Source organism: Rhizobium sp. TRM96647 (assembly GCF_025780115.1).
Lineage (GTDB): Bacteria > Pseudomonadota > Alphaproteobacteria > Rhizobiales > Rhizobiaceae > Mycoplana.
In genome coordinates, this window is sequence record NZ_JAOXHF010000019.1 from 24793 (window position 1) to 49140 (window position 24348).

At 62.9% G+C, this 24348-nt stretch carries 21 protein-coding genes and 2 pseudogenes; 9 read left to right on the plus strand and 14 right to left on the minus strand.

Annotated elements, in window-relative coordinates:
• Position 1: 1 nt before the first annotated feature.
• The 3 genes from OCK02_RS23885 to OCK02_RS23895 are packed head-to-tail and all read left to right on the plus strand — an operon-like array spanning position 2 to position 3842.
• Entirely contained in the window at positions 2-994 is a 993-nt protein-coding gene (locus tag OCK02_RS23885; protein ID WP_263815198.1) for an ABC transporter substrate-binding protein, read from the plus strand.
• 60 nt (positions 995-1054) lie between these two features.
• On the plus strand, positions 1055-2737 hold the full coding sequence (locus tag OCK02_RS23890; protein WP_263815199.1) for an ABC transporter permease: 1683 nt from the start codon (positions 1055-1057) through the stop codon (positions 2735-2737).
• Positions 2738-2747: 10 nt separating this feature from the next.
• Positions 2748-3842: an ABC transporter ATP-binding protein gene (locus OCK02_RS23895; protein WP_263815200.1), complete on the plus strand. Its 1095-nt coding sequence runs from the start codon at positions 2748-2750 to the stop codon at positions 3840-3842.
• An 813-nt stretch (positions 3843-4655) separates the two neighbouring features.
• Here the strand turns inward: OCK02_RS23895 and OCK02_RS23900 are convergent.
• The gene (locus OCK02_RS23900; RefSeq protein WP_263815201.1) at positions 4656-5687 is read right to left on the minus strand and encodes a LacI family DNA-binding transcriptional regulator; all 1032 of its coding nucleotides are present in this window, start codon (positions 5685-5687) and stop codon (positions 4656-4658) included.
• A gap of 43 nt (positions 5688-5730) precedes the next feature.
• Positions 5731-6663 (minus strand): dihydrodipicolinate synthase family protein, encoded by a 933-nt coding sequence (locus OCK02_RS23905; RefSeq protein WP_263815202.1) that lies wholly within the window; start codon positions 6661-6663, stop codon positions 5731-5733.
• A 249-nt stretch (positions 6664-6912) separates the two neighbouring features.
• Here OCK02_RS23905 and OCK02_RS23910 point away from each other — a divergent pair, with 249 nt between their 5' ends.
• From OCK02_RS23910 to OCK02_RS23935, 6 genes are all read left to right on the plus strand, one after another.
• Complete coding sequence (locus tag OCK02_RS23910; RefSeq protein WP_263815203.1) at positions 6913-8124, plus strand: ABC transporter substrate-binding protein; 1212 nt, start codon at positions 6913-6915, stop codon at positions 8122-8124.
• Complete coding sequence (locus OCK02_RS23915) at positions 8121-9062, plus strand: carbohydrate ABC transporter permease (protein ID WP_263815204.1); 942 nt, start codon at positions 8121-8123, stop codon at positions 9060-9062. The genes OCK02_RS23910 and OCK02_RS23915 overlap by 4 nt, the downstream gene beginning before the upstream one ends.
• A complete protein-coding gene (locus tag OCK02_RS23920; RefSeq protein ID WP_263815205.1) occupies positions 9059-9907 on the plus strand; it encodes a carbohydrate ABC transporter permease in 849 nt (282 codons plus the stop codon). Before OCK02_RS23915 ends, OCK02_RS23920 begins: the two co-directional genes overlap by 4 nt.
• A 64-nt stretch (positions 9908-9971) precedes the next feature.
• Positions 9972-11033 carry an ABC transporter ATP-binding protein gene (locus tag OCK02_RS23925; RefSeq protein WP_263815206.1) on the plus strand — a complete coding sequence of 354 codons (1062 nt, stop codon included), beginning with the start codon at positions 9972-9974 and terminating at the stop codon, positions 11031-11033.
• 56 nt (positions 11034-11089) lie between these two features.
• Entirely contained in the window at positions 11090-11836 is a 747-nt protein-coding gene (locus OCK02_RS23930; RefSeq protein ID WP_263815207.1) for an SDR family NAD(P)-dependent oxidoreductase, read from the plus strand.
• Between the two features lie 7 nt (positions 11837-11843).
• Entirely contained in the window at positions 11844-13007 is a 1164-nt protein-coding gene (locus OCK02_RS23935; RefSeq protein WP_263815208.1) for a mandelate racemase/muconate lactonizing enzyme family protein, read from the plus strand.
• Positions 13008-13107: 100 nt separating this feature from the next.
• On the opposite strand, the pseudogene vapC reads toward OCK02_RS23935, so the two are convergent.
• From vapC to OCK02_RS23995, 12 genes and pseudogenes are all read right to left on the minus strand, one after another.
• A pseudogene (vapC, locus tag OCK02_RS23940) lies at positions 13108-13404 on the minus strand (tRNA(fMet)-specific endonuclease VapC); the annotation flags it as partial.
• Positions 13400-14150: pseudogene (locus OCK02_RS23945) on the minus strand (efflux RND transporter permease subunit); the annotation flags it as partial. The pseudogenes OCK02_RS23945 and vapC, both read right to left, overlap by 5 nt.
• A 196-nt stretch (positions 14151-14346) precedes the next feature.
• The gene (locus OCK02_RS23950) at positions 14347-15108 is read right to left on the minus strand and encodes a sulfite exporter TauE/SafE family protein (protein ID WP_263815209.1); all 762 of its coding nucleotides are present in this window, start codon (positions 15106-15108) and stop codon (positions 14347-14349) included.
• Positions 15105-16268 carry a mandelate racemase/muconate lactonizing enzyme family protein gene (locus OCK02_RS23955; protein WP_263815210.1) on the minus strand — a complete coding sequence of 388 codons (1164 nt, stop codon included), beginning with the start codon at positions 16266-16268 and terminating at the stop codon, positions 15105-15107. The genes OCK02_RS23950 and OCK02_RS23955 overlap by 4 nt, the downstream gene beginning before the upstream one ends.
• A gap of 8 nt (positions 16269-16276) precedes the next feature.
• On the minus strand, positions 16277-17011 hold the full coding sequence (locus tag OCK02_RS23960; RefSeq protein ID WP_263815211.1) for an SDR family NAD(P)-dependent oxidoreductase: 735 nt from the start codon (positions 17009-17011) through the stop codon (positions 16277-16279).
• Between the two features lie 9 nt (positions 17012-17020).
• Entirely contained in the window at positions 17021-18499 is a 1479-nt protein-coding gene (locus OCK02_RS23965; RefSeq protein ID WP_263815212.1) for an NAD-dependent succinate-semialdehyde dehydrogenase, read from the minus strand.
• 29 nt (positions 18500-18528) lie between these two features.
• Complete coding sequence (locus tag OCK02_RS23970; protein WP_263815213.1) at positions 18529-19575, minus strand: tagatose 1,6-diphosphate aldolase; 1047 nt, start codon at positions 19573-19575, stop codon at positions 18529-18531.
• Positions 19576-19588: 13 nt separating this feature from the next.
• Positions 19589-20500 (minus strand): sugar kinase, encoded by a 912-nt coding sequence (locus OCK02_RS23975; protein WP_263815214.1) that lies wholly within the window; start codon positions 20498-20500, stop codon positions 19589-19591.
• Positions 20497-21573 (minus strand): ABC transporter ATP-binding protein, encoded by a 1077-nt coding sequence (locus OCK02_RS23980; RefSeq protein WP_263815215.1) that lies wholly within the window; start codon positions 21571-21573, stop codon positions 20497-20499. Before OCK02_RS23980 ends, OCK02_RS23975 begins: the two co-directional genes overlap by 4 nt.
• A gap of 4 nt (positions 21574-21577) precedes the next feature.
• Positions 21578-22576 (minus strand): alcohol dehydrogenase catalytic domain-containing protein, encoded by a 999-nt coding sequence (locus OCK02_RS23985; RefSeq protein ID WP_263815216.1) that lies wholly within the window; start codon positions 22574-22576, stop codon positions 21578-21580.
• Positions 22577-22581: 5 nt separating this feature from the next.
• Positions 22582-23409, minus strand: a complete 828-nt coding sequence (locus OCK02_RS23990) for a carbohydrate ABC transporter permease (protein ID WP_263815217.1) — start codon at positions 23407-23409, stop codon at positions 22582-22584.
• A gap of 10 nt (positions 23410-23419) precedes the next feature.
• Entirely contained in the window at positions 23420-24295 is an 876-nt protein-coding gene (locus OCK02_RS23995; RefSeq protein ID WP_230807493.1) for a carbohydrate ABC transporter permease, read from the minus strand.
• Between the last annotated feature and the right edge of the window lie 53 nt (positions 24296-24348).

The following is a 24348-nucleotide window of genomic DNA, read 5'->3' on the forward strand; positions in this document are numbered from 1 at the left end:
GATGAAACTGAGAAACCTGATTCTCGCGGCTGGAATCTTCGCAGCCCCGAGTGCAAACGCCGAGGAGATCGTCGTCTATTCCAACTGGGCCCGGGAGGCCATGGACCAGTTGAAGCAGGATTTCGAGGCCGCCAACCCCGGCACGACAATGACCTATTACCGGGCGGCTGGAGCCGAGCTCAGCACGCAGTTCCTGTCCGAACAGCAGCTTGGAACCGGCAAGGCCGACTACATTCTGTCCGACGTCGATTTCCTGGAGATATTCAAGGAGCGTGGCTATCTGACAGCCAGCGCTCCGGCCGAACTGTCGAAGTTCAATCCCGCTGCACTTGACGAGGATGGCGTCTGGGTACCGATCGATTTCGCACCCTACGTCATCGTCTACAACACCAAGGCGGTCAGCGACGCCGATGCCCCGAAGGCCTGGAAGGACATTATCGACCCGAAGTGGACCGACAAGATCGGCCTGGCCGATCCCCGGACGTCTGCAGGCATCCAGATCCCGTTGACGTATTGGACCCGGGATCTCGCCGGCGAGGGCAGCCCCTATGGCTGGTCCTTTGTCGACGAACTCGGCAAACTTCGCCCGACATTGGTCTCCGGGCATCGCCAACTTGTCGACCTCGTGGTGACTGGCGAGATCTCGATCGCCGGGCAGATGCCGCTCTCCTTCATCGCTCCCGCCATCACCAGGGGGGAGCCTGTCAAGATTGCCTGGCCCAGCGAAGGCAGCCCGGCGACGATCAACGGCGGTGCGATTGTCGAAGGTGCCCAGCATCCGGAAGGCGCGCAGAAAATGCATGAGTATCTCGCCTCCCAGCGCGGCCAGCAATTTCTCTCCGATCACTGGGGTAGCGTCCCGTCTCACAAAGAAGCGAGCTTCAGGACGCCAGACGGCAAGACGCTCGACGACATCACCATCAAGCGCGTGCCCATTCCGCAGGACCTGCGGACGTCGAACACGAAGACGTTTCTGGATGCAATGCAGCAGTAACGGCATGCTTCGCCCGCGCGGGATTGCGTGGGCGAAGCTCGCCAGACCTTGGTGATAGCAATGACGCTTTCCAAACCTCTGGCTGGACGATCTGCGTCCGGTCTCTTCATTCTGGCGATCGCGACGCTGATCCTCGGCCCGGTGGTGCACCTCATAGGCAGCGCCACGATGCCGGCCGGCGCATTCAGCCTCGGACTTGCCTATGACGTGCTCGCCAATGCCGACACGGTCCAGGCGTTGATCAATACGATCATCTACGTGGTCGGGGTGAGCCTCATTTCTGTCGCCGTGGGCACCCCGCTGGCGTTCCTGACCGAGCGAACCGATATCTCGCCGCTGGCCAAGAGAGTGATCAGGCTCTCGATCATCAGTTCCCTGATCACGCCCGCCTTTCTTGTCGCGATGGCATATGTGAATCTGCTCGGCCCGAACGCCGGGCTGGTCAACACCGCGCTGCGCGGCCTGTTCGGCCTGGCTGCGGACCGCGGCCCGCTGAACGTCTACAACATGGCCGGAGTACTGTTCCTCGGGGCGCTCCAGTCGGTCGCCTTTGTCTACCTGGTTACGGCCGCCGCTTTTTCCAAGATGAACCCCGAACTGGAGGAGGCGGCTGCGATCTCCGGCGTCGGGCGCGCGCGGATCATCGCCACGGTCACCCTACCCGTCGCGAAGGGTTCCATCTTCGCAGGCGGCATGCTGGCCATGGCCGGCGCGCTTGCCGACTACGGTACACCCCACATGGTGAACTTCACGGTCCTGACACTGCGCATCCGCAGCTACATGATCGAGGCGAATTTCGCCGCAGCCTCCGTCGTCTCCCTGCTGCTCGTCCTGCTGTCTCTGGCCGTGCTTGCGATCTACCGGCGGACCGAAGCGAGGAACTCGGTAGCGACCGTGACCGGCAAGAGCTTCGCCCCACGCCCCTTCCCGCTCGGGCGCGCTCGCCATGCGCTTGCCGCGATCGCCTACATCTATGCCTTCCTGGCCGTCGTCCTGCCACTCGTCGGCCTGGGCTTGACCTCGTTGCTCGACCGGCTCGGCGGCGGCATCAGCCTGGACAACTTCACGATCCGGCACTACCGCGACATCGTCTTCGGAGATGCGCTCGTCGTGCGCGCAGTCACAAACAGCGTCATCCTGTCGGTTGGCACCGCCATAGTCTGCGCCGTCCTGTCCGTCTTCGCCGCCTACATCATCGTCAGGCGCCGCTCCTCGCTGTTGGACTACATCGTGGTCATTCCGCTGGGGCTCGCCGGCACCGCGCTCGCGGTTGCCCTCGTCATGACGGTCACGGGATTTCCGCTCCGGTCACTCGGCCTCTACGGCACGCTCTGGATCTTGCTGCTCGCCTACATCATCCGCCACCTACCGCTCGCCGTTCGGCCGGCGCATGCCGGATTGAGCCAGATCGCGCCCGAACTGGAGGAAGCCTCGAGGCTGTCGGGCGCGTCCTGGGGCAGAACCCTCTACAGCATCATCCTGCCACTGCTTCGTCCCAGTCTGACGGCGGCCTGCATCATCGTCTTCCTGACCACCCTGACCGAACTCAGCGCCTCGATCATCGTCCGCCATATAGGCACCGACACGATCGCCACCGCGATTATGGATCTCTGGGATGGCGGTGGCGGATACCAGCGCGCCAGTGCAGTCGCCATCTGCGTCTTCGCCGTGATGATGCTCATCGTAGTCATTGCCCAGAGCCTGTCCTCTAAGTCGCTCTTCGGGCAGCAGGAAACCGCGTAAGGAGTCCGCCATGGTCGGCGCAATCGAAGTCAACAACCTTTCAAAGCACTATGGTTCGTTCCGGGCAGTGGACGACATCGGCCTGTCCATCGCTGCGGGAAGCTTTGCCTCCATCCTCGGCCCCAGCGGCTGCGGCAAGACGACCACGCTGCGCATGCTCGCCGGCTTCATCACGCCGACTGTCGGCAGTATTCGGGTGGATGGCGCAGTCGTCTCCGACAAGGACGGCGTCGTCGCGCCCGAGGAACGGGACATGGGTATGGTCTTCCAGTCGTACGCCGTCTGGCCCCACATGACCGTGTCCGACAATGTCGCCTACGGCCTGAGATACGGGCGAAAGCGTGAGCAGGATGCTCGCAAGCGCAAGCTACGCGTGGACGAAGTTCTCGCGCTCGTCGGCCTGGACGGCCAGCAGGAAAAGTTGCCGAGCGCGCTCAGCGGCGGTCAGCAGCAGCGGGTCGCGCTCGCGCGCGCCATGGTCACCGAGCCAAGGATTCTCCTGCTTGACGAGCCTTTGTCAAATCTCGACGCAAAATTGCGAGAGGGTATGCGACTAGAACTGAGGCGGCTTCAGAAGCGCATCGGCGTGACGACCGTGCTTGTGACGCACAGCCAGGACGAGGCGCTTCTCCTGTCGGACCAGGTCATCATCATGAAGTCCGGCAAGGTCATCGAGGCAGGCGTGCCGGACCGCCTGTACCACCGGCCGAAGACGTTGTTCGTCGCCGACTTTCTCGGCACGGTGAATGCCTTCGAGGGACGGCTCGTCGAGCGCAGGGACGGCGATCTGGCGATGGTGGAAACACCGTTCGGGCGGTTGACCTGCACGGCGCCAGAAGAGATCGCCGTAGAAAAATTCCATGTCGTCCTGCGACCGGAGGCGATCAGGATCCTGGATGAAAAGAGCTCGGCCTCCATCGAAAATCAGATCCTCGGGACGGTCACCGAGGTCATGTTCGGAGGTAATCTTACAGAATACCTGGTAACCGTGGGTGATACGAACTTGCGCGTTCAATCGCTGTCCGGGCGCCCGCGCGCCGTGGGTGAAGACGTAGTCCTGACCTTTTCGGTCAGCGATACCCGCCTGATTGGCGGCTCGTGCTGAACCGTGACGCAGACCTCGATGAAGGCGCGGCAAGGATCGTAGCCGATGACGAACTGTGGCATGGCAAGCTCCTGTCCATGTCATGCGGGCTCGTGGCAGGCCCATGCAACTGTTCAGGTTGATGACCCAGCGTCCACAGGGGGCCTCCTCCGCAACGCCACAGTGCCAAATTGCAGACGGACAGGGGACCGCCGCGCAATTCTGGACTGCAGGGCATTGCAGCGAATCATGCTGATTCGGGAGCGGCACGTGTTTGAGGCCAAGCGGCGCGGCAGATTGAACCGCCGAGGGTCTCCTGGGCATCCATGTCAACCGGATCGAGCGCTCGACAACGCTCCCAACTGACGTCGCTAGCGAGCCAGGGCTTGGCGTTGCGTCGCCCCCTACACGATGACCGCCCTCTTTCCACCCGGCGGCAACTTTTCGCGAAATTGCGCCGAGATCCAAACAGTCGGCTTGTGGCCCCAATTGGGACGCAACGCCAAGTATCCGATCCTGATGTTTCCTGGGCGTTTCAAATCAATTGGCGGAACGCGAACTTTCCACTCAATTGAGATGGCGGAAGCTGGCACATGCCGCATTTCTCCCATCCCTCTCGCTCTTGATGGGAATCGAACCGTTGTCCCCAGCGTTGCGACATCTGGCACCGCTTCATAAACTCAACGTCAGCGCATCACCGGGCGGAGAAGGACAAATGTAATCCCGCCTCGGCGAGATTCGCATTGGCTTTCCCGGTACCCGGCCATCTGGACTTACAGACTTATTGCCGAGCCTCAACGAGGAAATTTACGACGGGTTAAGCCTACCGGCAGGTTACGAAGACTCACGAAGGATGAGTTCCGCAGGCAGATGGACCGAGCTCGGGGGCCCTCCCGTCCCATCAATCATTCGCATGAGGCTTGCCACCGCCATCTCCGCCATTTGATCGAGCGGCTGACGGACGGTTGTAAGGGTCGGCTGGACGATCGTTGCGAGGAAGGTGTCGTCGAAGCCCACCACTGCGATGTCGGTCCCCACGTCCAGCCCCTCGTCGCGAATGCCGCGATAGGCGCCGACCGCCATCAGATCGTTGACAGCAGCGATGGCTGTCACACGCCGCTGCGAGGTCTTTATGATTTCGCGGGCGGCCTTTCGGCCGGTCTCGAACAGGTCGACCTCCTTGAAGCGGCTTTTGTGGCTGAACGGCCAAAGGTAAACCTCTTCCGTTGCCACGCCATGAGCATTGAGAGAGCCCAAAAAACCGGCGACGCGCTCCTGGCGGTTGATACTCTTCGCCTCGCCGGCGATGAACCCGAAGATCCGGTGCCCCTTTTGCCAGAGATGATCGCCAATGAGAGCGGCTCCGACCGTGTTGTCGACACTGATGTCCGCAAGTCCCGCGGGATCGCTCGCCTGCGATGAGCGATCGAGTGTGACGATATGCATACCCCCCTCGATCATTGGCCCGAGATGGCGCGCCGATGGCAGTGAGGAGCCGAGGACGACACCGGCGACGCCGTCATTGCGCAGTTCGTGCAGATAGGCCTGCTCGCGCTCGACGCTGCGATGCGTGTTGCAGAGGAGAACGCCGTATCCATGCTTTAGAGCGGCGGTCTCGAATAAGGAGGCGAAGGTGCCCCAGAACGGATTGGACACCGAGGGTACGACAAGGCCGAAGGTGTGGATGCCGCCGGCACGCAAACTTTGCGCCGCCCGATTCGGGCGGTACTGCAGCTCACCGATGATCGCTTCCACACGAGAAAGGGTTTCCGGGCGCATGCGCTTGGTTCGCCCGTTCAAGACGTTGGAGACCGTGGTGGTCGATACGCCTGCGCGCCGCGCCACCTCGTTGATCGTAATGCTCAATGCCTTTCCCTTCGCCTCTGCAAGGACAGTCAAGTTGGAACAGTCACCTTTTATCTGCTGCCGAAAATTGCAGCTTTCCTGAGTCCACGAAAGTTCTGATCTCATCCATGGCGGCGCTTGACAGCGGAGCAAACGGCGGCCGGGCGGTACCCGATGCTGCACTGACCAGATTATAGATCGCCTTCTGCGCCACCAGTCCGCCGTGGCGGTTGCAGAGCGATACGATCTCACGGGAGATCGCCGTTCCGCGCCGCGCGTCATCCAGCCGCCCCTCATCGAACGCGCTGATGATTGCGTGATAGAGTTCGGCCGCAAACATGTAGGTGCTGCCCACGGCGGCCTTGCCGCCCGCCCCCATGGCGAAAAGCAGAAGCGGATCGCGGCCGAACATGACCTCGTATCGATCGCCTGCCATCTCGACTAGATGGGAGTACTCGAGCAGATCCGAATGGGTGAACTTGATGCCTGCGAAATTAGGAATGCGCCTGATCGCCTCTTCCATCATCGGAGCCATTGGCAACTCCACCTTGGTGAGAACCGGAATGTGGTAATAGAAATACGGCAGGTCGGGTGCCGCTCCCGCCACCACGGCCATGGAATCGACCAGCGCGGACGTCGATCCCGGGCGGAAGTAATAGGGAGGCACGGCTCCGATCGCATCGACGCCGATTGATTGTGCATGGGCGGCCAGCTCCACAGATTCAGCAAGATTGGCGGAGCCGACATGGGCAATCAGGCGCAGGTCACCCGCATGCTCACGCCAAGTCTCCATCAGCCGCTTGCGCTCGCTGACGCTCAGTGACGATGACTCACCGGTGGTCCCGGCAACGAACGCACCCACGAGGCCAGTCTTGCGCATATGCGCCGCCTGCCGCTCGACAAGCGAAAGATCGAGCCGGCCCTCCCGATCGAATGGCGTGAACGGAGCACCGATCAGCTTCATGCTCGCCTTGCCCGGATTTATTGTCTTCGTCATGCCTCTCTCCCTTGATTGGCAGTTTTGCCGCTCTCCGCAGCCCGCCTCAATTTAGCCGACCATAGATTTTAGTTTATCGTTTGACAAATGGAAAATTACATTTAGTGTATCGATACACATAATGAGTTTAAAGCTGTAAAACGATACAGTAGTCAGTTGTGCCGTAAACGGCCGGGAGGAGCCCTCGCCGATGGGACGGCAGGGCCTAGATGGGAGGAGTGAACTATGACGCGTGCGTTTGGACCGTCGATGGCTACCCGTGTGGCTTTCGCAATTGGCCTTGGACTGATGGGGCCGACCGCCCCGAATGCCCAGGAGCAGGTGACATTGACCTGGTGGGATTTTTACGGTCCCGCCGGCAGCATTCGCGGCGATGCCGTCGAGAATGCGCTGAAGCGTTATTCCGAGGCAAATCCCGGCGTGACATTCGAGCGGCGCAACATTCCGCGTGGAGACTACACCCGCACCCTGCTGCAGACGGCAACCGGCGGAGACGGTCCGGATCTGCTGGTCGCAGCAAACTGGGAGACCTCCGCCTATGCGGATGCCGGGCTGATCGTCGACCTGTCGAGCTATGTCGAGAAGTGGGGCCAGCAGGCCCAGTATTATCCGGTGATGTGGGATCTGACACAGTATGACGGCGGAACCTATGCCATCCCCCATTTTGCCGATGCCTATGCCATCTGGTACAATAAGGCGATCTTCGCCGAGGCCGGAGTGAAGCCGCCGACCACCTGGGACGAGATGCAAACGGTGGCAGAATCCCTGTCGAACGGCACTCGCTATGGTCTGGCCTTCAGCGCGATCACCGGTAGCGAAGGGGCAAACGCCTTCATCATTCGCGCACTGGGCGCGGGCGTCGACCCGCAGAAATTCGACAGTCCGGAGGGCCTTCGTGCGGCAGAACAATGGCGCGCGCTGATTGAGAAAGGTGCTGTCTCGCGCGGTTCGCTGAACTGGACCGAGGACGACGTCAAGGACCAGTTCATCTCCGGCAACGCCGCCATGATGATCAACTCCGCCACCTATGTGGCCGCGATGGCACAGGAGGCGCCCAACCTCGACTGGGGGATCATTCCGATCCCGGTCGATGCCAAGCCTGCGACGCTGATGCAGAGCGACAATCTTGCAGTCGGCGCGACGACGGAGCACGAGGAAGAAGCCTGGAAGGTCATCGAGTATTTCCAGACCGAGCAGACGCTAAACCTCTATCTGCCCGCTCGCGGCAAGCTGCCCGCCCGCATCGATGTGGGGCAATCGAAACGATGGGCCGAAGATCCGCAATTCGGTGCCTTCATCAAGGAACTTGCCAACGGCTGGGCACCCACGGGCCCACTCGCAGCCGCACCGGAGTTCTTCCCCAATGTGCAGCAGGTCGTGCAGGTTGCGATCGGCGGTGGTGACCTGAAGCCCGCGCTGGCCGAACTCGACCGGAAGACTGCGGAGCTGCTGGCGCGATGAGCGGCAGCGCGCAGAACGACAAGGGGGCGGTTGGAGCCGCCCCCGGGCGCGGCAAGGCGGTTAGGTTTGGGTTCAACCTGAACTATCTGTTCCTGGCACCGGCGACGATCTATGTGCTTGCCATGGCGGTCTACCCGCTCGTCTACAACGTCCAGCTCAGTCTGCGTGACGTGACCGCGCGGGCGCTGATCCGCGGCGATGCCAAATTCGTCGGATTCGACAACTACCGGCGTGTCTTCGCCAGCAGCGAGATGTGGCAGTCGTTGGGGTTCAGCCTCTTCTACACCACCATCAGCGTCGTGCTGATCCTCGTCGTCGGCTTTTGGCTCGCCATGCTGCTGCGCCGCAGCTTTCCCGGCTCCGGAGCGTTGCGAGCGGTGATCCTGCTGGCCTGGATCCTTCCGAGCGTCGTCAGCGGCAATGTGTTCCGATGGATGTTCGACGGCGATACGGGCATCGTCAATTTCGTCATCCGCAGCCTCGGCTATCCGGGCAATGTCTACTGGCTGACAAACGAATACACTGCCATGGCCGGCGTGATCATCGCGACCGTCTGGTCCGGCGCGCCACTTGCCATGCTATTGATGGTCGCCGGCCTGCTCGCCATTTCCGAAAGCCTCTACGAGGCCGCCCGAATCGACGGCGCCACCGCCTGGGAACGGACGCGCTACATCACCATTCCCATGCTGCGTCCGGTCATCCTGACGGCCGCCATGCTGAGTTTCATTTACACGTTCAAGACCTTCGACACGATCTACATCATGACGCGCGGCGGACCGGCCTCGGCCACCAAGGTGGTGCCGATCTACGCCTACGAACAGGCGTTCCAATATTTCCGCTTCGGCGAGGGCGCAGTCGCAACGACGCTGCTTCTGATCGTGCCGCTCGCAATCGCTGTCGTCTACTACCTCATGATCCGCAAGGAGCAGCACCTGTGACCCGCCGCTCGCTTCCACAGATCCTTGCCAGAAATCCGTGGATCTGGTCGGTCCTGGCATTTGCGATCGCCGCGATCTACCTGTTTCCCGTCTACTGGATGATCGCAACCAGCCTCAAGGAACCGGCCAGCCTCTTTCGCTATCCGCCTGACATCTTTCCGAACCCATTGACATTCGACGCCTATGTCAATGTCGTGCTCGGCGATGCTGCCGTGCTGCGCTCCATCGGCAACAGCCTGATCGTCGCGACCGGCACGACCGTGCTCACGCTGCTTCTGGCGACGCCGGCTGCCTATGCCCTTGCGCGACTTCACCTGCGCTACACGGGCTGGATCGTCTTCCTGATGCTGGTGGCGCAGATGATGCCGACCATCAACATCGCCCTGCCCCTCTTTACGCTGTTCAGCGGATTGAAGCTGGTCAACACCTACTGGGGCCTGATCCTCGCCAACACCAGCCTCACCATTCCGTTGGCGCTGGTGGTTCTGCGCCCCTATTTCCTGACTGTGCCCGGCACGCTGATCGACGCCGCGTTGCTTGACGGCTGCAACCGCTGGACGGCTTTCACCAGGATCGTCCTGCCGACCGTGCGCGGTGGCCTGATCTCGGCGGCAACGATCACATTCTTCACCGGATGGGGCGAATTCGTCTTCGCGCTGACGCTTGCGACCAACGAGCAGATGCAGCCGATCAGCGTGACGCTCAGCCGCTACATCGGCGACTACGGCACCCAGTGGAACAACCTCATGGCCGTGTCCACCGTGCTCGCACTCCCGATCATCGTCATCTTCGTGACCCTGCAACGCTATGTCGTGGGCGGCTTGACCGGTGACATCGACAAATAGGTTCCTCGCAGAGCCAAACAGAAGACTGGCCGGACACCGGACCAGCACAAGAAGGGAGGCCGGAATGGCCGAGGTCAGCCTGAACGACGTGCGCAAGTCTTATGGCGCGCTCGACGTGATCCACGGGATCGATCTGGAGATTTCCGACGGCGAATTCGTCGTGCTCGTCGGGCCGTCTGGTTGCGGCAAGTCAACGCTGCTGCGCATGATCGCGGGCCTGGAAACCATCACCGATGGCGAAGTTCGTATCGGTCCGCAGGTCGTCAACGAGATGGCGCCGAAGGACCGCGACATCGCCATGGTATTCCAGAATTATACGCTCTACCCGCATATGACCGTTGCCGAGAACATGAGCTTCTCGTTGCGGCTGAAGAAGGCCGATCCCGGTCATATCGATCAGCGTATCAAGATCGCCGCGGACATACTCGGGCTCGGCCATCTTCTGGACCGCTATCCGCGCCAACTCTCCGGCGGCCAGCGCCAGCGCGTCGCCATGGGACGCGCGATCGTGCGCGATCCGCAGGTCTTCCTGTTCGACGAACCGCTGTCCAATCTCGACGCCAAGCTCAGAGTGCAGATGCGCACTGAAATCAAGGAGCTTCACCAGCGTCTGAAGACGACCACGATCTTCGTGACCCATGATCAGGTCGAGGCCATGACAATGGCAGACAAAATCGTCGTCATGCACGATGGCATCATCGAACAGGCTGGCGCGCCCTTGCATCTCTACGATCAGCCCCGGAACATGTTCGTGGCCGGCTTCATCGGCTCGCCATCAATGAACTTCATTCCCGGCCGCATCACCTGTACGGCGGACGGCGCGATGTTCGAAAGCGAAGTCGGACGCTTTCCGATTTCCGGCGACCGCACAGTCGAGGACGGCCGCGCCGTGACCTATGGCATCCGGCCCGAGCACATCGACATCGCCAGCGATGGCGTAGCCGCCCAGGTGGCCGTCATCGAACCGACCGGGGCAGAAACCCAGGTCGTCTTCCGGGTCGGTAACGCCAATCTGGTTGCCGTCTTCCGTGAAAGACACGACTTCACGCCGGGCCAGCAGGTTCATCTGCGGCCGAGCGCAGCCCATGGCCACCTGTTCGATACTGCAACGGGCGAACGCATCTGACGCCAGATGGCGGGTTTCCACCATCTTTCCCCTGACCATAAGCATTTGAGGTTCATATGTTTGATCTGTCCAGCAGCATAGCAATCGTAACGGGTGGTACGCGCGGCATCGGCCTTGCCATTGCCCGCGATCTCCTCGCCGCAGGAGGCAAGGTTCTCGTCAACGGGCGCTCGTCGACGCCGGAGGCCGAAGAACTTCTTTTGGCCTACGGGGCCGACCGCGTCCTTCTCGCCTATGCCGATGTTGCCGAACCGGCGTCAGCAGCTTCCCTCGTGGCCCAGGCGGTCGATCGCTTCGGCGGCTGCAATGTCCTTGTCCATTCGGCGGGCGGCCCCGCTCCCGGCAAGGCGATCGACATCAGCGAGGACGACTGGATGGCTGCCTTCCGCATCCATGTGCATCCGGTCTTCCACCTGTTCCGCGCGGCACATCCCTATCTGGCGCAAAGCGGCGGCGCCGTCCTGCTCGTCTCGTCCGTCTCCGGCCTGCGCGGCTGCCCAGGAACTGTCGCCTATCAGACTGTGAAGGGCGCCCTGATCCCGATGGCGAAGGCCCTTGCCCTCGATCACGGCACCGAGGGGATCCGCGTCAATGTTCTGGCACCCGGGATCATTCGCACGCGCTTCCATCAGGCAATGACGCCGGAAGCCAAGGCGCACAATCTCGAAAAGCGCATTCCTCTGCGCCGCGAGGGCTCTGTCGAAGACGTGTCGGCACTCGGTCTCGAACTCATCCGCAACGAGTTCGTGACCGGCGAAACCTTCACCATAGACGGCGGCATGTCCATGCGCATCACCGGATAAACGGGAAATGCCCCGGATCGAGCGCCTGCGGCCGGTACTGCTCTCGGCACCCTATGGCCACCCCTGGAGCACGGAGATCACCAGCCGGCTGCCGACCGGCTTCCGCAACTGCTCAATGGTCGAACTGACCTTGAGCGGGGGCGCGACCGGGGTCGGAGAGGGTTATCTCGGCGTCTTCGCGCCCAAGGTGTTCACGGCTATCGTCGAACTGGTTTCGGACGTCGTCGTGGGCCGCGACCTTTCGGACGCGGATGCCATCATCCGCGACGTCACGCTCGCGACCAGCTATTGGTCGGCTCAGGGCGCGGCCCGGCACGTGATCTCCGCCATCGAGATCGCGCTCTGGGATGCGCGGGCGAAGCTGGCCGGCAAGCCGCTTTACCAGCTTCTCTCGCAGCACCCGGCCAAGCCCTTTGCCCTTTACGGTAGCGGAGGCTCGGTGCGCCGGCCGGAAGATATCGCGGGCGAACTGGACCAGCTGGCGGATCTCGGCATCGGAACGATCAAGATCCGCAGCCGCGCCCATCAGGCGCGCCATGCCGGCGAGATCATGGCCCTTGCAAGAGCACGCAGCATAGACGTCGCCATCGACATGACCCAGAACCTCGCCTTGCCAAGCCAGACAGTCGATGAGGCCTTAGGCTTCCTCGACGCCCTGTCCGACGACGGCCACAGGCATCCGGCCTTTCTGGAGGAACCATTCGGGCCCGACCGTCTCGAGGGTTTTCATCAATTGCGGCAGCGCACGGATGTCCCCGTGGCCGGCGGTGAGATCGTGACGACGCCGGAGGAGATGAGGCAATTGATCGACATGGGAAGCTACGACATCTGTCAGCCCGACGCGACCGTGCTCGGCGGCATCGGAGCGGTACTCGCAAGCGGACGTCATGCCGAGCGGAAGGGCGTTCAAACGGTGGTTCATGCGTGGGGCGGAGCCGCCTGTCTCATGTCGAATTATCACTGCGCCTTCGCGCTGGGCGCAAGCCTTGCGGAGTATCCGATCCCGCCCTTTCCGCTACGCCACCACCTGCTAGCTGAACCGCTAAGGATAGCCGATGGACTGCTGAGGCCGCCCAGCACCCCGGGACTGGGCGTGAACCTGACGGCAGAAATCGAACGCGAGTTCACGTTTCGCGAAAATGCCACCTATCGAGGACTTCAGCTGACCTGAAGCGTTCGGCTCCTGATGAGATCAGAACCTCCGACCCGGCAATTCATTGTAGTGTCTAGGCTTGCCTGCTTATATAGCCGGTAGTGATCGCAAGAGCGATTTAGATGGTCCAGTCTTCGATGCGTAAGCCTGCCACGCGGCCAAACTCGCGCCGGTTGTTTGTCACCACGATTAATCCGCGGGAGCGCGCGTGTCCCGCGATCAGTTGACTATACGGCCCAATAGGCATTCCACTCCGAGCGATTTCAGCACGCAGCTGGCCCGTATGGATGGCCGCTATGTCATCATATGGCAACACCTCAAGTCGGGCCGCAAAACCCTCGACAACCGCCAGATTGCGCTCCTGGCTCGCTGACTTTTCCGTCCCGTAGATCAGCTCCATCAAACTTACAGAGGCCGGGCGTCCGGTTCGCGCGAATGATCAGGCCGCGCATGACCTCGGCAAATTCCTGCTGGCTTTGTCCACTCCGTGCCTGAAGACGGAAGTCGAAGCCGCCGTTCGCATCCAGCCTGGGGATCGCAGGTGGGTTGAGGGCACGATCGAAGCTGTCGAAATCGCCGCAAGCTCGGGACGAAGCCGGTCAATGAGAGCAAAGACGCTCTGGTCCGATCCGCGCTCGCTCCACGGCGTCAGTGCGGAAATGATCATGCCACCGTTCGAGCCACCGCCGCCAACCATGCCGGCTCCGGCTATGCCGATCGTGTTGCCAATTCCCGGAGTTCGCTCAAGGAGGGAGCTGACGTCTGCTATCGTCCGCCAGGTTCTTTCCAGCGAGGCCGCGCTCGGAAGCTGTATATTCACGAACAGACATCCCCTGGTCCTCGGCCGGAATAAAGCCCGTCTGCAGAACGCGATAGAAGCCGTAGATGCCGCCGACGATCGCGACGAAGAGAACGCCGGTGATCGCGAGACGGTGGGCAAAAATAGAAAACAGTCGAAGATAGAAGCGGCGGGTGGCATCCAGACCCGTTCAGCTTTGCGAATGCCCCGGTCTTGTGCTTCGGCGTAGGCCTGAGGGGATTGATCGTTGAGAAGGCGATCGTCACGAGGATCGTCACCGCGAACTGGCGGTAGAGTTCGCCGGTGATGCCAGCCAGGAAAGCGACCGGAACGAAGAGCGCGGCGAGAACCAGCATGGTCGCGCCCACCCTGCTACCTCTGCCTCCAAGGCTGCCATCTGAGCGGACGGTGGGCACATGCTCAGCATCCGTTCTGTTTACAAGAGCAGGAAATCGTTGACCATTCTCGCAACTGCCTGCGCGCGTGTTCCAGCCTGAGCGTCGACAGCATCTGAAACGCATATATTCCGACAGAGTGCGGTCAGCTCGACCCGGTCGGTCATGCACCAAAATCCAGCGCGGGCGCCATCAGCGAAAGACCGGAGAGGAGCAGCAGGACGAATGCCAGCCTGCGCAATGTCTTCTGAGCCAGCGGCGGCGGCCAACGCCGCGCGAGATAGGAAGCGACAACCACGCTGGGCACGCCCGCAAGCGTCCAGATCAGGGCATCATGCTGCCAGTCGCCACTGGCCGCGACGAGACCGAGACGGAACAGCGAGTTGACGGCAAAGATCGCCACGAGCGTCTCGCGAATGACGACATGCGAAAGAGGCTGCCGGTAGAACTGGAAGACGAGCGGGGGGCCAGCCGTCGAGAAGAGCCCACCCATCAGGCCAGCCAGCGCGCCGAAGAAGGCGAAGTTTGCTCCCCGGGATTGCCGGGCGAGTGGTGCGGGGCGCTGTATGAGTTGCAGGCTGGACACGATGATGACGGCGCCCAATGTCAGGCGAAGCACCGACAGCGAGGTCGAGGCGAGCAACTCCAGCAGCGCGTAGCCGACCACGATCATCGGCAGGGCGCTGGAAAGCGACATCAGGAAGGGCCTTGCGGCAATGTCGCGCCAGCCACGCGCGAGCACCACCATGGCATTCACCAGCGTCAGCAGACTGGTGACGATCGCGGCATCGAGGAACGGGATCAGTCCCGTCAGCGCCACCGCTCCCATCAGCAGCAGCCCGAAGGCGAAACCGGTGAGCGTCTGCACATACGCAGCCACGAAGGACAGGACGACGAAGGCGAAAAGGCCTGCACCCGTGATCATGTCGCGTCGCCGGCCCGCAACAGTGCCGTTCGAAACGGCTCCAGCCGCCCGAGATCCGGCTCGACCCCGATGCCCGGCGCATCCGGCAAGGCGACCCGGCCTTCAGCCAAATCCGGCCAGGCAGGCGTGACGGCGTCCCGCAAAGGGTTGGGATTGACGTCGATTTCCAGCAGGCCGTCACCGCCCGCTGCCGCAAGGATATGGGCGGACGCGACGAGGCCAATGCCTGCGCCGAGGAAATGCGGGCAATAGCGCCGTCCCGCACGCAGCGCCGCCCTGGCAACGGCGAGACAACCGCTCGGCCCACCCCATTTCGCGGCGTCCGGCTGGATGACCGAGAGATGTCCCGCAGCGATCGCAGTGTCGAAGGCGGCAAGCCCGATCAGGTTCTCGCCGCCGGCAAGCGGGATCGCCGTCAGCCGCGCAAGCTCCGCCCAGACGGCCGGCCCCGCGTCCACGCGAACCGGTTCCTCCATCCAGCCGAGACCGAGATCTTCCGCCGCCAGCAGGAACGCACCCGCCTCCTGCGGCGTAAAGCCCTGGTTGGCGTCGGCATGGAGCCTCTCGCCGGTACGGAGGTTTTCCGAGAGGTTGCGGATGAGGGCGAGATCGCGGTCGAAGTCGAAGCCGACCTTCACCTTGAAGTCTCGGTACCCGACCGAGCGCGATTGCGCGATGACCGCCTCGGCGTCGAGGATATGGATGCCGCTGGCATAGGCTCGGACGCCACGGTCCGCGCCGGGAGAGAGCGCCTCGGCGAGCGGCACGCCCTGGCGGCGGGCCGTCAGGTCCCAATACGCCATGTCGAAGCCGGCGATGACCTGTGCATAGGGGCCGGTCTCTCCGGTCTGCAGGGCAAGGATCTCCGTTGCGGCCGATAGCTCGGTCCAAAGGTCGGCAGGCGCCGGGAGCGGCTTGCCCAGCACGCGCGGCGCGATGTCAGAGATGAGCAACCTTGCCCGATGTTCCGCGCCGCAGGCCGGCCAGTTGCACCAGATCTCGCCCCAACCGGCATGACCGTCCGTATCCTCGAGCCTGACGAGCACGGCCGGTCGGTCGCGCATCGTCCCGAAGGATGTGGAGACGGGCTTTGCGAGCGGCACGCGAAAGACGTGGGATTCCACACTTTTGAGCGCAACCGGCAAAGAAAGGTGCTCCATGGTGTTCATCAGCCCGCGAGGAAGCCGCCATCGACGACATAGACCGTGCCGGTGGCATAGCGCGACGCCGGCATCGCCAGGAACACGACCGAACCGGCCACCTCGTCGGGCGTTCCCCAGCGCTTCAGTGCCGTACGTGCGGCGATACGGTCACGATGCGCCGTGTCCTTGCGCCCTTCGGCGTTGATCGCGGTCTCGATGAAGCCCGGCGCCACCGCGTTGACGCGGATACCATCCTCCGCCCAGGCGATCGCCAGCGCTTTGGTCAGCATGACGACCCCGCCCTTACTGGCGCAATAGGCGGGGATACGCGGCAGCGCGGAATAGGCGTTCATCGAGGCGATGTTGACAATCGAGCCTCCGCTTGCCGCCAGAAGCGGACGGAACGCCATGGCAGTGCGGAACGTGCCCGTCAGGTTGACGTCGAGGACACGCTGGAAGGTTTCGATCTTGAATTCCTCGTCCCGCGCCAGAATGCCGGCGCAATTGACGAGGGTGTCGACCCGGTCGAAACGGCCGGCGAATGCGCCGACCGCCTCGTCCGAGGTCACATCCAGGATCTCGAGCGCGATTTCCGGGTAGGCGGCGAGCGACGAACGGTCGAGCGCTGCCTGATCGTGCCCCGTCGCCGTCACCTTCACGCCGCGCAGGTGGAAGAGCGTAGCGATGGCGGAGCCGATGCCGCCTACCCCGCCGATGACGACCGCATGGAAGCCGGGCGGAAAGGAAAAGGGATCGTGCATTTCAGTCTCTCAGATACCGGCCACGGCCACATATTTCAGCTCGACGAAGCCTTCGATGCCGTAGGACGAACCCTCGCGGCCCATGCCGGACTGCTTGACGCCGCCAAAGGGCGCCATCTCGTTCGCGAGCATGCCCGTATTGACACCCACCATGCCTGCCTCCAGCGCCTCGGCCACCCGCCAGACGCGGCCGAGATCGCGAGAATAGAAATAGGAAGCAAGGCCGAATTCACTGTCGTTTGCCATGGCGATGACTTCCGCCTCGTCGCGGAAGGTGATGATCGGGGCGAGCGGTGCAAAAGTCTCCTCCCTGGCGACCTTCATCTCCTGCGTGATGCCGCTCATTACCGTCGGCTCGAAGAAGGTGGCGCCAAGTGCACTGCGCTTGCCGCCGGTCAGGACCTTGCCCCCCTTGGACAGGGCGTCGGCGACATGCTCTTCCATCTTGGTGACGGCCCGCTCATCGATCAGCGGCCCTTGGCTGATACCTGCTTCCGTGCCGCGACCGAGCTTCAGTTCCGCGACCTTCGCCAGAAGCCGGGTGGTGAATGCTTCCGCCACCGGCTCCTGCACATAAATGCGGTTGGCGCAGACGCAGGTCTGTCCGGCGTTGCGGAATTTCGAAATCATGGCGCCCTCGACCGCAGCATCGATGTCGGCGTCGTCGAAGACGATGAACGGGGCGTTGCCGCCAAGTTCCAGCGACAGGCGCTTGATGCCGTCTGCCGCTTCCTTCATCAGCCAGCGCCCGACAGCCGTCGAGCCGGTGAAGGTGATCTTGGCCACTTTGGGGTTGTGGCAGAATTCGTGTCCGATCATTCGCGCCTCGCCGGTAATGACCGAGAAGACGCCGGCCGGCACGCCGGCACGTTCCGCCAGCACCGCGAGCGCCAGGGCCGAAAGCGGCGTCTGGGCGGCGGGCTTGAGGATCAGGGTGCAGCCGGCCGCGAGTGCCGGGCCCGCCTTGCGGGTGATCATGCCGTTCGGAAAATTCCAGGGCGTAATGGCCCCGCAGACGCCGATGGGCTGCTTCAGCACCATGATGCGCTGATTGCGGCCGGGGCCCGGGATGATGTCGCCGTCGAGGCGCTTGCCCTCCTCGGCGAACCATTCGAGATAGGCCGCGTTGGAGATGATTTCACCCCTGGCTTCGCCGAGCGGTTTTCCCTGCTCGGCGGTCAGGATCTGCGCGAGGTCGTCGGCGTTCTCCACGATCAGTTCATACCAGCGCTTGAGCACGGCGGCCCGCTCCTTGGCGGACCGCGTCGCCCATTCGACCTGGGCCAGTGCGGCAGCATCGATTGCCTGCCGCACGACATCCAGGCCGAGATCGGGAACATGGGCGATGACCGCACCGTCGAACGGGTCGGTGACCGTGATGGTCTTGCCGTCCCCCGCCGTGATCCACCGTCCGGCCACGAATGCCTTGTCGGTCAGGAGGGACCTGTCCTTCAGTGCCGGAACCGGCCGTGTCGATCGATCGTCCATGATCTCTTTCCTTCTGTATTATGCGTGCCTCAGGCCGCGGCGTAGCTCGTCGCGAAATCGCCTTCGTTCCGGATTTCCTGGAAAGCCGGAGCAAGTGGCGTCCAGCGCTGTGCCTTGGCGGAGGTGAGTGCGCTCAAGCGCTCTACCACGGCCACGCCTTCGTCCTTCAACGCCTTGGACACGCCTGCGGTATCCGGGAAATGCGAGCGGATCGCGTTGAGCCAGATGGTGCGGCCGGCCAGAAAGCCGCCAGCGCCAGCGGCATAGGCATAGTCGAGCACCAGTTCGAATTTTTCCGTTGCAGCGCCGCCCGAAAGCAGCACCCACGGAATGCCCGCGTCGGCGCAGATCTTTCCGATCGCATCGAATTCCCGCTGGGCCGCGAGGGCGGCTTCACTGCCGTCACGCACCGGCAGGCTGTTTGCAGCCAGCGGGCTTTCGAGTTTCAGGAGATCGACGCCATATTCCGGCTTTGCGAATTCGCGCACACTTTCGATGACGAGTTCCGGCAGTTTCGTCGGGGACTCGACATAGTCCGCCGTATGTCCGGCCGTACCGAGGAAAGGGAAGACGAGCAGTTCGAGCACGTAGGCAATGTCGTGGCGACGGCAATCCTCACCAATCTTGCGCACGAACTCCTTCTGATGCTCGAGGACGTCGGCCGATGCGTCGGGGCGGTACCATGCGAGCACCTTCACCGCATCGCCGCCGAGACGGCGGATCTTCTCGACGCTCCAGTCGGCGATGACCTTGGACTTGCGGCCGCCCTCGGTCTCTTCCGTGCGATGGTCCTCCAGCGTCACGATCAACCCGCATTCCGGCGGCAGCACGTCGATCGCTGCGGGAATGGCGTAGTTCGGGTCGAACAGCATCGAGCTGCAATGGGGGGCGAGGTTCTCGACGAGAAGGCGCTTTGCCGTGATCATGTCGGCAAAGGGGACTTGCGACTTGTCGATGCCGCGTGCGGCGGCAAGCGCTTCGAAGAGTGGCGGCCGCTGGTCGAGCGCCACCATGCAGAAGTGGCCGTTCTTGTTGGCGAGACGGGCGAGGCCACGGGTTTTACCTAGGGAGAGCATCTAACGTTTCCTTTCAAGCTGACTTCAATTCATCGAGGGTGGGGATCGCAGCGCGGCCACCGGGGCGTGTGCATTTCAGAGCGGCAACGGAACTGGCGAAGCCGAGCGCTTCGGCAATGCCGAGCCTGGCGCCGATCGCGAAGGCATAGGCACCGTGGAACACATCGCCGGCGGCTGTGGTATCGACGGCGCGGACGGATGGCGCCGGCATTTCGTGCCTACCGGAAACGTCCTGCCAAACGACCCCGTCGCTGCCGCGGGTGACCGCGACCATCCGGCAACCGAAATCCGCCACGCGTACCAGCGCCGCCTCGACATCCTTGCCCGCCAAGCCGTGCAATCCTGGTTCGGAGAAGATGGCGTGATCAGTCAGCGGAAGCAGGCGCTCGAAGACTGCGCTCTCGGCAACGTCGCCGTCGAGAACAGTCGGTATGCCGCGCCGGCGTGCTTCGATGAAGAGCGCCTCGGCGCCTTCCGGCCAGCGCGGATCGGCCAACACGCAGTCGGCCGCAAGATCGCCGAGCGGCAACCAGGCGGGATCAGCCGGATAGCGGCCGCGGAAATTGACGATCTGGCGCTCGCCGCTGGCGTCGACGATAATCCCGGAAACGGAGGATGCCCCGCCCTCGAAGCGGCGGAACTGGCTTGTATCCACACCTTCGGCGGCGAAATCGTCGGCCATGATGCGGCCGGCCTCGTCATCCCCTGCCCGCCCCCAGAAGGCTGCCACACCGCCGAGCCTTGCGACCGCCACCGCGGCATTCGCCGCCATGCCGCCCGGTTCCGTCAGATGCTCGCCCGCGCGGATCTTCTCGCTGCCTCCGGAGAACGGCGTCTCCACCCGCCAGATGCGATCGAGCGCGGAGAGCCCGAGGCAGATGACCGAAGGCGAAGCCCCCTCGGGGATGCTTGCCGGGCGGGTCATCGGATGGCCTTTCCATCCGCGCGGTCGAAGACATGCGCCTTGCCGGCTTGCGCCGCGAGCGTCAGCCTGTCACCGGCCCTCGGCCGGAGTTCCGGATTGACGCGGGCGACTGTGCGCACGCCTGCGAGATCGAAATGCGTCAGCGTGTCAGAGCCGAGCGGTTCGACCAGATCGATCGTGACGGGCAGCACGCCGGTGCCGCCATCAACGGGAACAAGATGTTCCGGCCTGATGCCGAGTACCGCCTCCGTCCTCGCGCCAAGTGCGGCTTTCAGCGCCTCCGGCACCGGGGCGACAAGATCCGGAGCGCCTTCGAAGACGAAGCCTTCGCCCGCTCGGCGGATATTGAAGAAGTTCATTGCCGGGGAACCGATGAAGCCCGCGACAAACTGGTTGGCGGGTGTTTCGTAGACTTCTTCCGGTCGCCCGAACTGCTGGATCTCACCACCCTTCAGGACGACGATGCGATCGGCCATGGTCATCGCCTCCACCTGGTCGTGGGTGACGAAGATCATGGTCGTCTTCAGCTCCTGCGACAGCGCCTTGATCTCGGTGCGCACCTGGCCGCGCAGCTTTGCATCAAGGTTGGAGAGCGGTTCGTCGAACAGGAAGACCTTCGGATCGCGTACGATCGCGCGGCCCATGGCGACACGCTGGCGCTGGCCGCCGGAAAGCGCCTTCGGCTTGCGGTCGAGATAGGGTTCGATATGCAGAAGACCGGCTGCCCGGCGCACGCGCTGGTCGATTTCCGCCTTGCTCATTCCGCGCAGTTCGAGCGCGAAAGCCATGTTGTCATAGACCGTCATGTGCGGATAGAGCGCATAGTCCTGAAAGACCATGGCGATGTCGCGCTTTGCGGCCGGTACGTCGTTGACCCTGGTCTCGCCGATGAAGAGCTCACCCGAGGTGGACGGCTCGAGGCCGGCAATGATGCGCAACAGCGTGGACTTGCCGCAACCCGACGGGCCGACGAATACGACGAATTCCTCGTCGGCGACCTCCAGGTCGAGACCCGGGATGATGGTGAATTCGCCGAACTTCTTGGCGATGTTCCTGATGCTGATCGAGGCCATGATGTCACCCAAACGAAAGGACGGGCTTGATGAGCTTGCCTTCGGCGAAGCGGGCGAAATTCTCCGGCAACTCGTCGAGGCCGAAGGCGGCATCGACGAGCCGGCGATAGCGTTCCTTGTTGGCGCGCAGCAGTTCGACATTCGGCTCGAAGTCGCCGACCGGGAAATAGAAGGTGCGGATCATGTAAAAGTCCTTGCGACGGAAGATCTTGCCTTCCTCGATGGTCCAGGGCGCCGCGTTCTCTCCGACCAGCATCAGCGCGCCGCGCGGCAGCACCAGTTCGATGCCGAGATTGCGGGCCGCATGGGCACCGGAGCATTCGAAGATCAGCTTGAAGCGCTTGTCGCGCGCGCCAACCGGATGCGGCCGGGCGCCGAAGGAGGCCGCAATCGCGAGGCGCTCCTCGTTCGGGTCGCTGACGTGGATGTCCGTATAGCCGAGGCTCGAGAGCGCCAGCACCACGCCGAGCCCGACCGGGCCTGCACCAGTCACAAGAACCGGCGCAGGCCCTTCGGGAGGAACCAGGGGCATGGCGAAGCGGACCGCATGGGCCGACGTCCCGATCGTATCGAGAAGCAGCGGCGCAAGGTCGTCCTCGATGTCGTCCGGTACGGGCAGCAGGCAGTTTTCCGGAACCGGCACATATTCGGCATATCCCCCCGGCCGGTTCCAGCCGATCAGGCTCGACACCTCGAGGCACATCTGCGTGTCGCCCGAAGCACAGGCGTCGCAGTGGCCGCAATGCACCGGTATATAGACCGCGCATCGCTGTCCGTGGCGCGGATGGCCCGGCTGTTCGACGACGCCGAAGATCTCGTGGCCGGCGGTAAACTCCGCCCCCTTGTGCCAGAGCTTGAAGTCAGAGCCGCAGAGTGCGGTGCGCAGAACCTTGACCAGAACCTCGCCTTGGCCGACGGGCGGCAGGTCCTGCGTTTCGATGGTGATCCTGCGGTCACCGTGGAAGACGGAGGCGCGCATGCGGGCATTTCTTGTGTCAATCATCCTGGTCATCCCTTGACGGCGCCGAGGGTCAGCCCTGCAACGAGCCAACGCTGGACAAGGATCGCGAGCGCAAGCGGCGGCAGCGCGATAAGTGTGGCGGCCGCCATCAGCGAGCCCCATTGGGTCGAGCCTTCACCGACGAAGTTGAAGGCGGCGGCAATCAGCGTCTTCGTGTCGGAGTTCGACAGGATCAGCGAGAAGAGGAAGAAATTCCACGAAAAGACGAAGGCGAGGATCGCCGCGACGGCGACGCCGGAGCCGACGAGCGGCATGGCGATACGCCAGAGAATGCGAGTCACCGAACAACCATCCATTTGTGCCGCCTCAAAGACGCTGCGCGGAATGTTGTCGAAGAAGGGCAGCAGAACCCAGATCACGATCGGCATGGTGATGACCGCGTGGCTGAGGATCAGCGCCGTGTACGAGCCGATCAGGCCGACCTCGCGGAACATGATGTACCAGGGCAGCAGGAAAAGGGTTCCGGGTGCCATGCGGGCGGCAAGCGTCAAAACGGCCGGCCAGGTGACCCGCGACCAGGAGACCGCAAAGGCGGCCGGGATGCCGAAGGCGAGGCCGAGCAGTGTCGAGCCGATCGTCACGACGAAGCTGTTGACTGCATAGGAGAGGAACGCCGTCGTCTCCCAGAGCGTCACGTAGTTTTCGAAAGTCGGCTGGAAGAACAGCGTCGGCGGATAGGCCGTTACCTCGAAGGAGGGCTTGAAGGAGGAAAGCACCATCCAGACGGTCGGCGCCAGGATGAGGATGCCGGCAATCGTCAGCTGAACCGTGTTCAGCCAGTGCAGCCAGCGGCCTGAGCTTGAATGATCGTTCATCGTCGTCTCCTTACCAGGCGACCGCGTTGCGCAGGCGATTGAGCACGAGAACGGCGGCTAGAACGATGGCCGAAAGCGTGATCATGAGCGCGCTGGCATACCCGATGTTGAAGAACTCGAAGCCGACCCGGAAACCATAGATATTGAGCGTGTTCGAGGCATTGCCCGGCCCGCCCTGGGTTGTGATGTAGATGATGTCGAAGAAGCGCAGCAGGTCGACGCTCCGCAGCACCGCGGCGGTGACGATGGTCGGCAGCAGCAGCGGCAGCGTGATGCGACGGAAGATGCGGAACGGCGAGGCACCGTCGATCTGTGCGGCCTCGTAGACGCTCGGCGGCAGGGATTGCAGGCCGCCGAGCACGATCAGCGCGACATAGGGCGCCCACTGCCACGTGTCGATCAAAGCGATGGTCGGGATCACCCAGGTCGGGGACGCCAGCCACTCGGATGCCGGCAGGCCGAGGGATTCCAGAAGGTAGTTCGCTGCACCGAGCGAGGGGTCGAGGATGACGAGCCACATCATGCCCGCGACCACAGGCGGCATCATGAAGGGCGAGATCAGAAGCGAGCGCAGCAAGCCCGACAGCCGCTTGGAATGGAACAGCAGCATGGCAAGATAGATGCCGGCAACGAGCTGCAGGATCATGGACAGGAAATAGAGCGCGAAGGTGACATAGAGCCCGTTCCAGAACTCGCCGTCGGCGACGAGCGCAGAATAGTTCTCGACGCCCGAAAAGCGCGCCTCGCCCGTCGACGAATACGAATGGAAACCGAGCCAGATCGTGTAGACCACCGGGAAGGCGATCATCGCGACGGTGAAGATGACCGCCGGTGCGGACAAGGCAGCAAGCTGCCGTCCCTGGCTATTGGTCGAGCCTGGTGTCATGATCAGGTCTTTCCAGTGGGCGAGTTCGTCGGATACCGGGCTCTGCAGAGCAG

What these genes read in the sequence shown, in the direction of transcription:
- OCK02_RS23885 (WP_263815198.1), top strand. Translation starts at nt 2, where the DNA reads ATGAAACTGAGAAACCTGATTCTCGCGGCTGGAATCTTCGCAGCCCCG.
- OCK02_RS23890 (WP_263815199.1), top strand. Translation starts at nt 1,055, where the DNA reads ATGACGCTTTCCAAACCTCTGGCTGGACGATCTGCGTCCGGTCTCTTC.
- OCK02_RS23895 (WP_263815200.1), top strand. Translation starts at nt 2,748, where the DNA reads ATGGTCGGCGCAATCGAAGTCAACAACCTTTCAAAGCACTATGGTTCG.
- OCK02_RS23905 (WP_263815202.1), bottom strand. Translation starts at nt 6,663, where the DNA reads ATGACGAAGACAATAAATCCGGGCAAGGCGAGCATGAAGCTGATCGGT.
- OCK02_RS23910 (WP_263815203.1), top strand. Translation starts at nt 6,913, where the DNA reads ATGGCTACCCGTGTGGCTTTCGCAATTGGCCTTGGACTGATGGGGCCG.
- OCK02_RS23915 (WP_263815204.1), top strand. Translation starts at nt 8,121, where the DNA reads ATGAGCGGCAGCGCGCAGAACGACAAGGGGGCGGTTGGAGCCGCCCCC.
- OCK02_RS23925 (WP_263815206.1), top strand. Translation starts at nt 9,972, where the DNA reads ATGGCCGAGGTCAGCCTGAACGACGTGCGCAAGTCTTATGGCGCGCTC.
- OCK02_RS23930 (WP_263815207.1), top strand. Translation starts at nt 11,090, where the DNA reads ATGTTTGATCTGTCCAGCAGCATAGCAATCGTAACGGGTGGTACGCGC.
- OCK02_RS23935 (WP_263815208.1), top strand. Translation starts at nt 11,844, where the DNA reads ATGCCCCGGATCGAGCGCCTGCGGCCGGTACTGCTCTCGGCACCCTAT.
- OCK02_RS23950 (WP_263815209.1), bottom strand. Translation starts at nt 15,108, where the DNA reads ATGATCACGGGTGCAGGCCTTTTCGCCTTCGTCGTCCTGTCCTTCGTG.
- OCK02_RS23955 (WP_263815210.1), bottom strand. Translation starts at nt 16,268, where the DNA reads ATGGAGCACCTTTCTTTGCCGGTTGCGCTCAAAAGTGTGGAATCCCAC.
- OCK02_RS23960 (WP_263815211.1), bottom strand. Translation starts at nt 17,011, where the DNA reads ATGCACGATCCCTTTTCCTTTCCGCCCGGCTTCCATGCGGTCGTCATC.
- OCK02_RS23965 (WP_263815212.1), bottom strand. Translation starts at nt 18,499, where the DNA reads ATGGACGATCGATCGACACGGCCGGTTCCGGCACTGAAGGACAGGTCC.
- OCK02_RS23970 (WP_263815213.1), bottom strand. Translation starts at nt 19,575, where the DNA reads ATGCTCTCCCTAGGTAAAACCCGTGGCCTCGCCCGTCTCGCCAACAAG.
- OCK02_RS23975 (WP_263815214.1), bottom strand. Translation starts at nt 20,500, where the DNA reads ATGACCCGCCCGGCAAGCATCCCCGAGGGGGCTTCGCCTTCGGTCATC.
- OCK02_RS23980 (WP_263815215.1), bottom strand. Translation starts at nt 21,573, where the DNA reads ATGGCCTCGATCAGCATCAGGAACATCGCCAAGAAGTTCGGCGAATTC.
- OCK02_RS23985 (WP_263815216.1), bottom strand. Translation starts at nt 22,576, where the DNA reads ATGATTGACACAAGAAATGCCCGCATGCGCGCCTCCGTCTTCCACGGT.
- OCK02_RS23990 (WP_263815217.1), bottom strand. Translation starts at nt 23,409, where the DNA reads ATGAACGATCATTCAAGCTCAGGCCGCTGGCTGCACTGGCTGAACACG.
- OCK02_RS23995 (WP_230807493.1), bottom strand. Translation starts at nt 24,295, where the DNA reads ATGACACCAGGCTCGACCAATAGCCAGGGACGGCAGCTTGCTGCCTTG.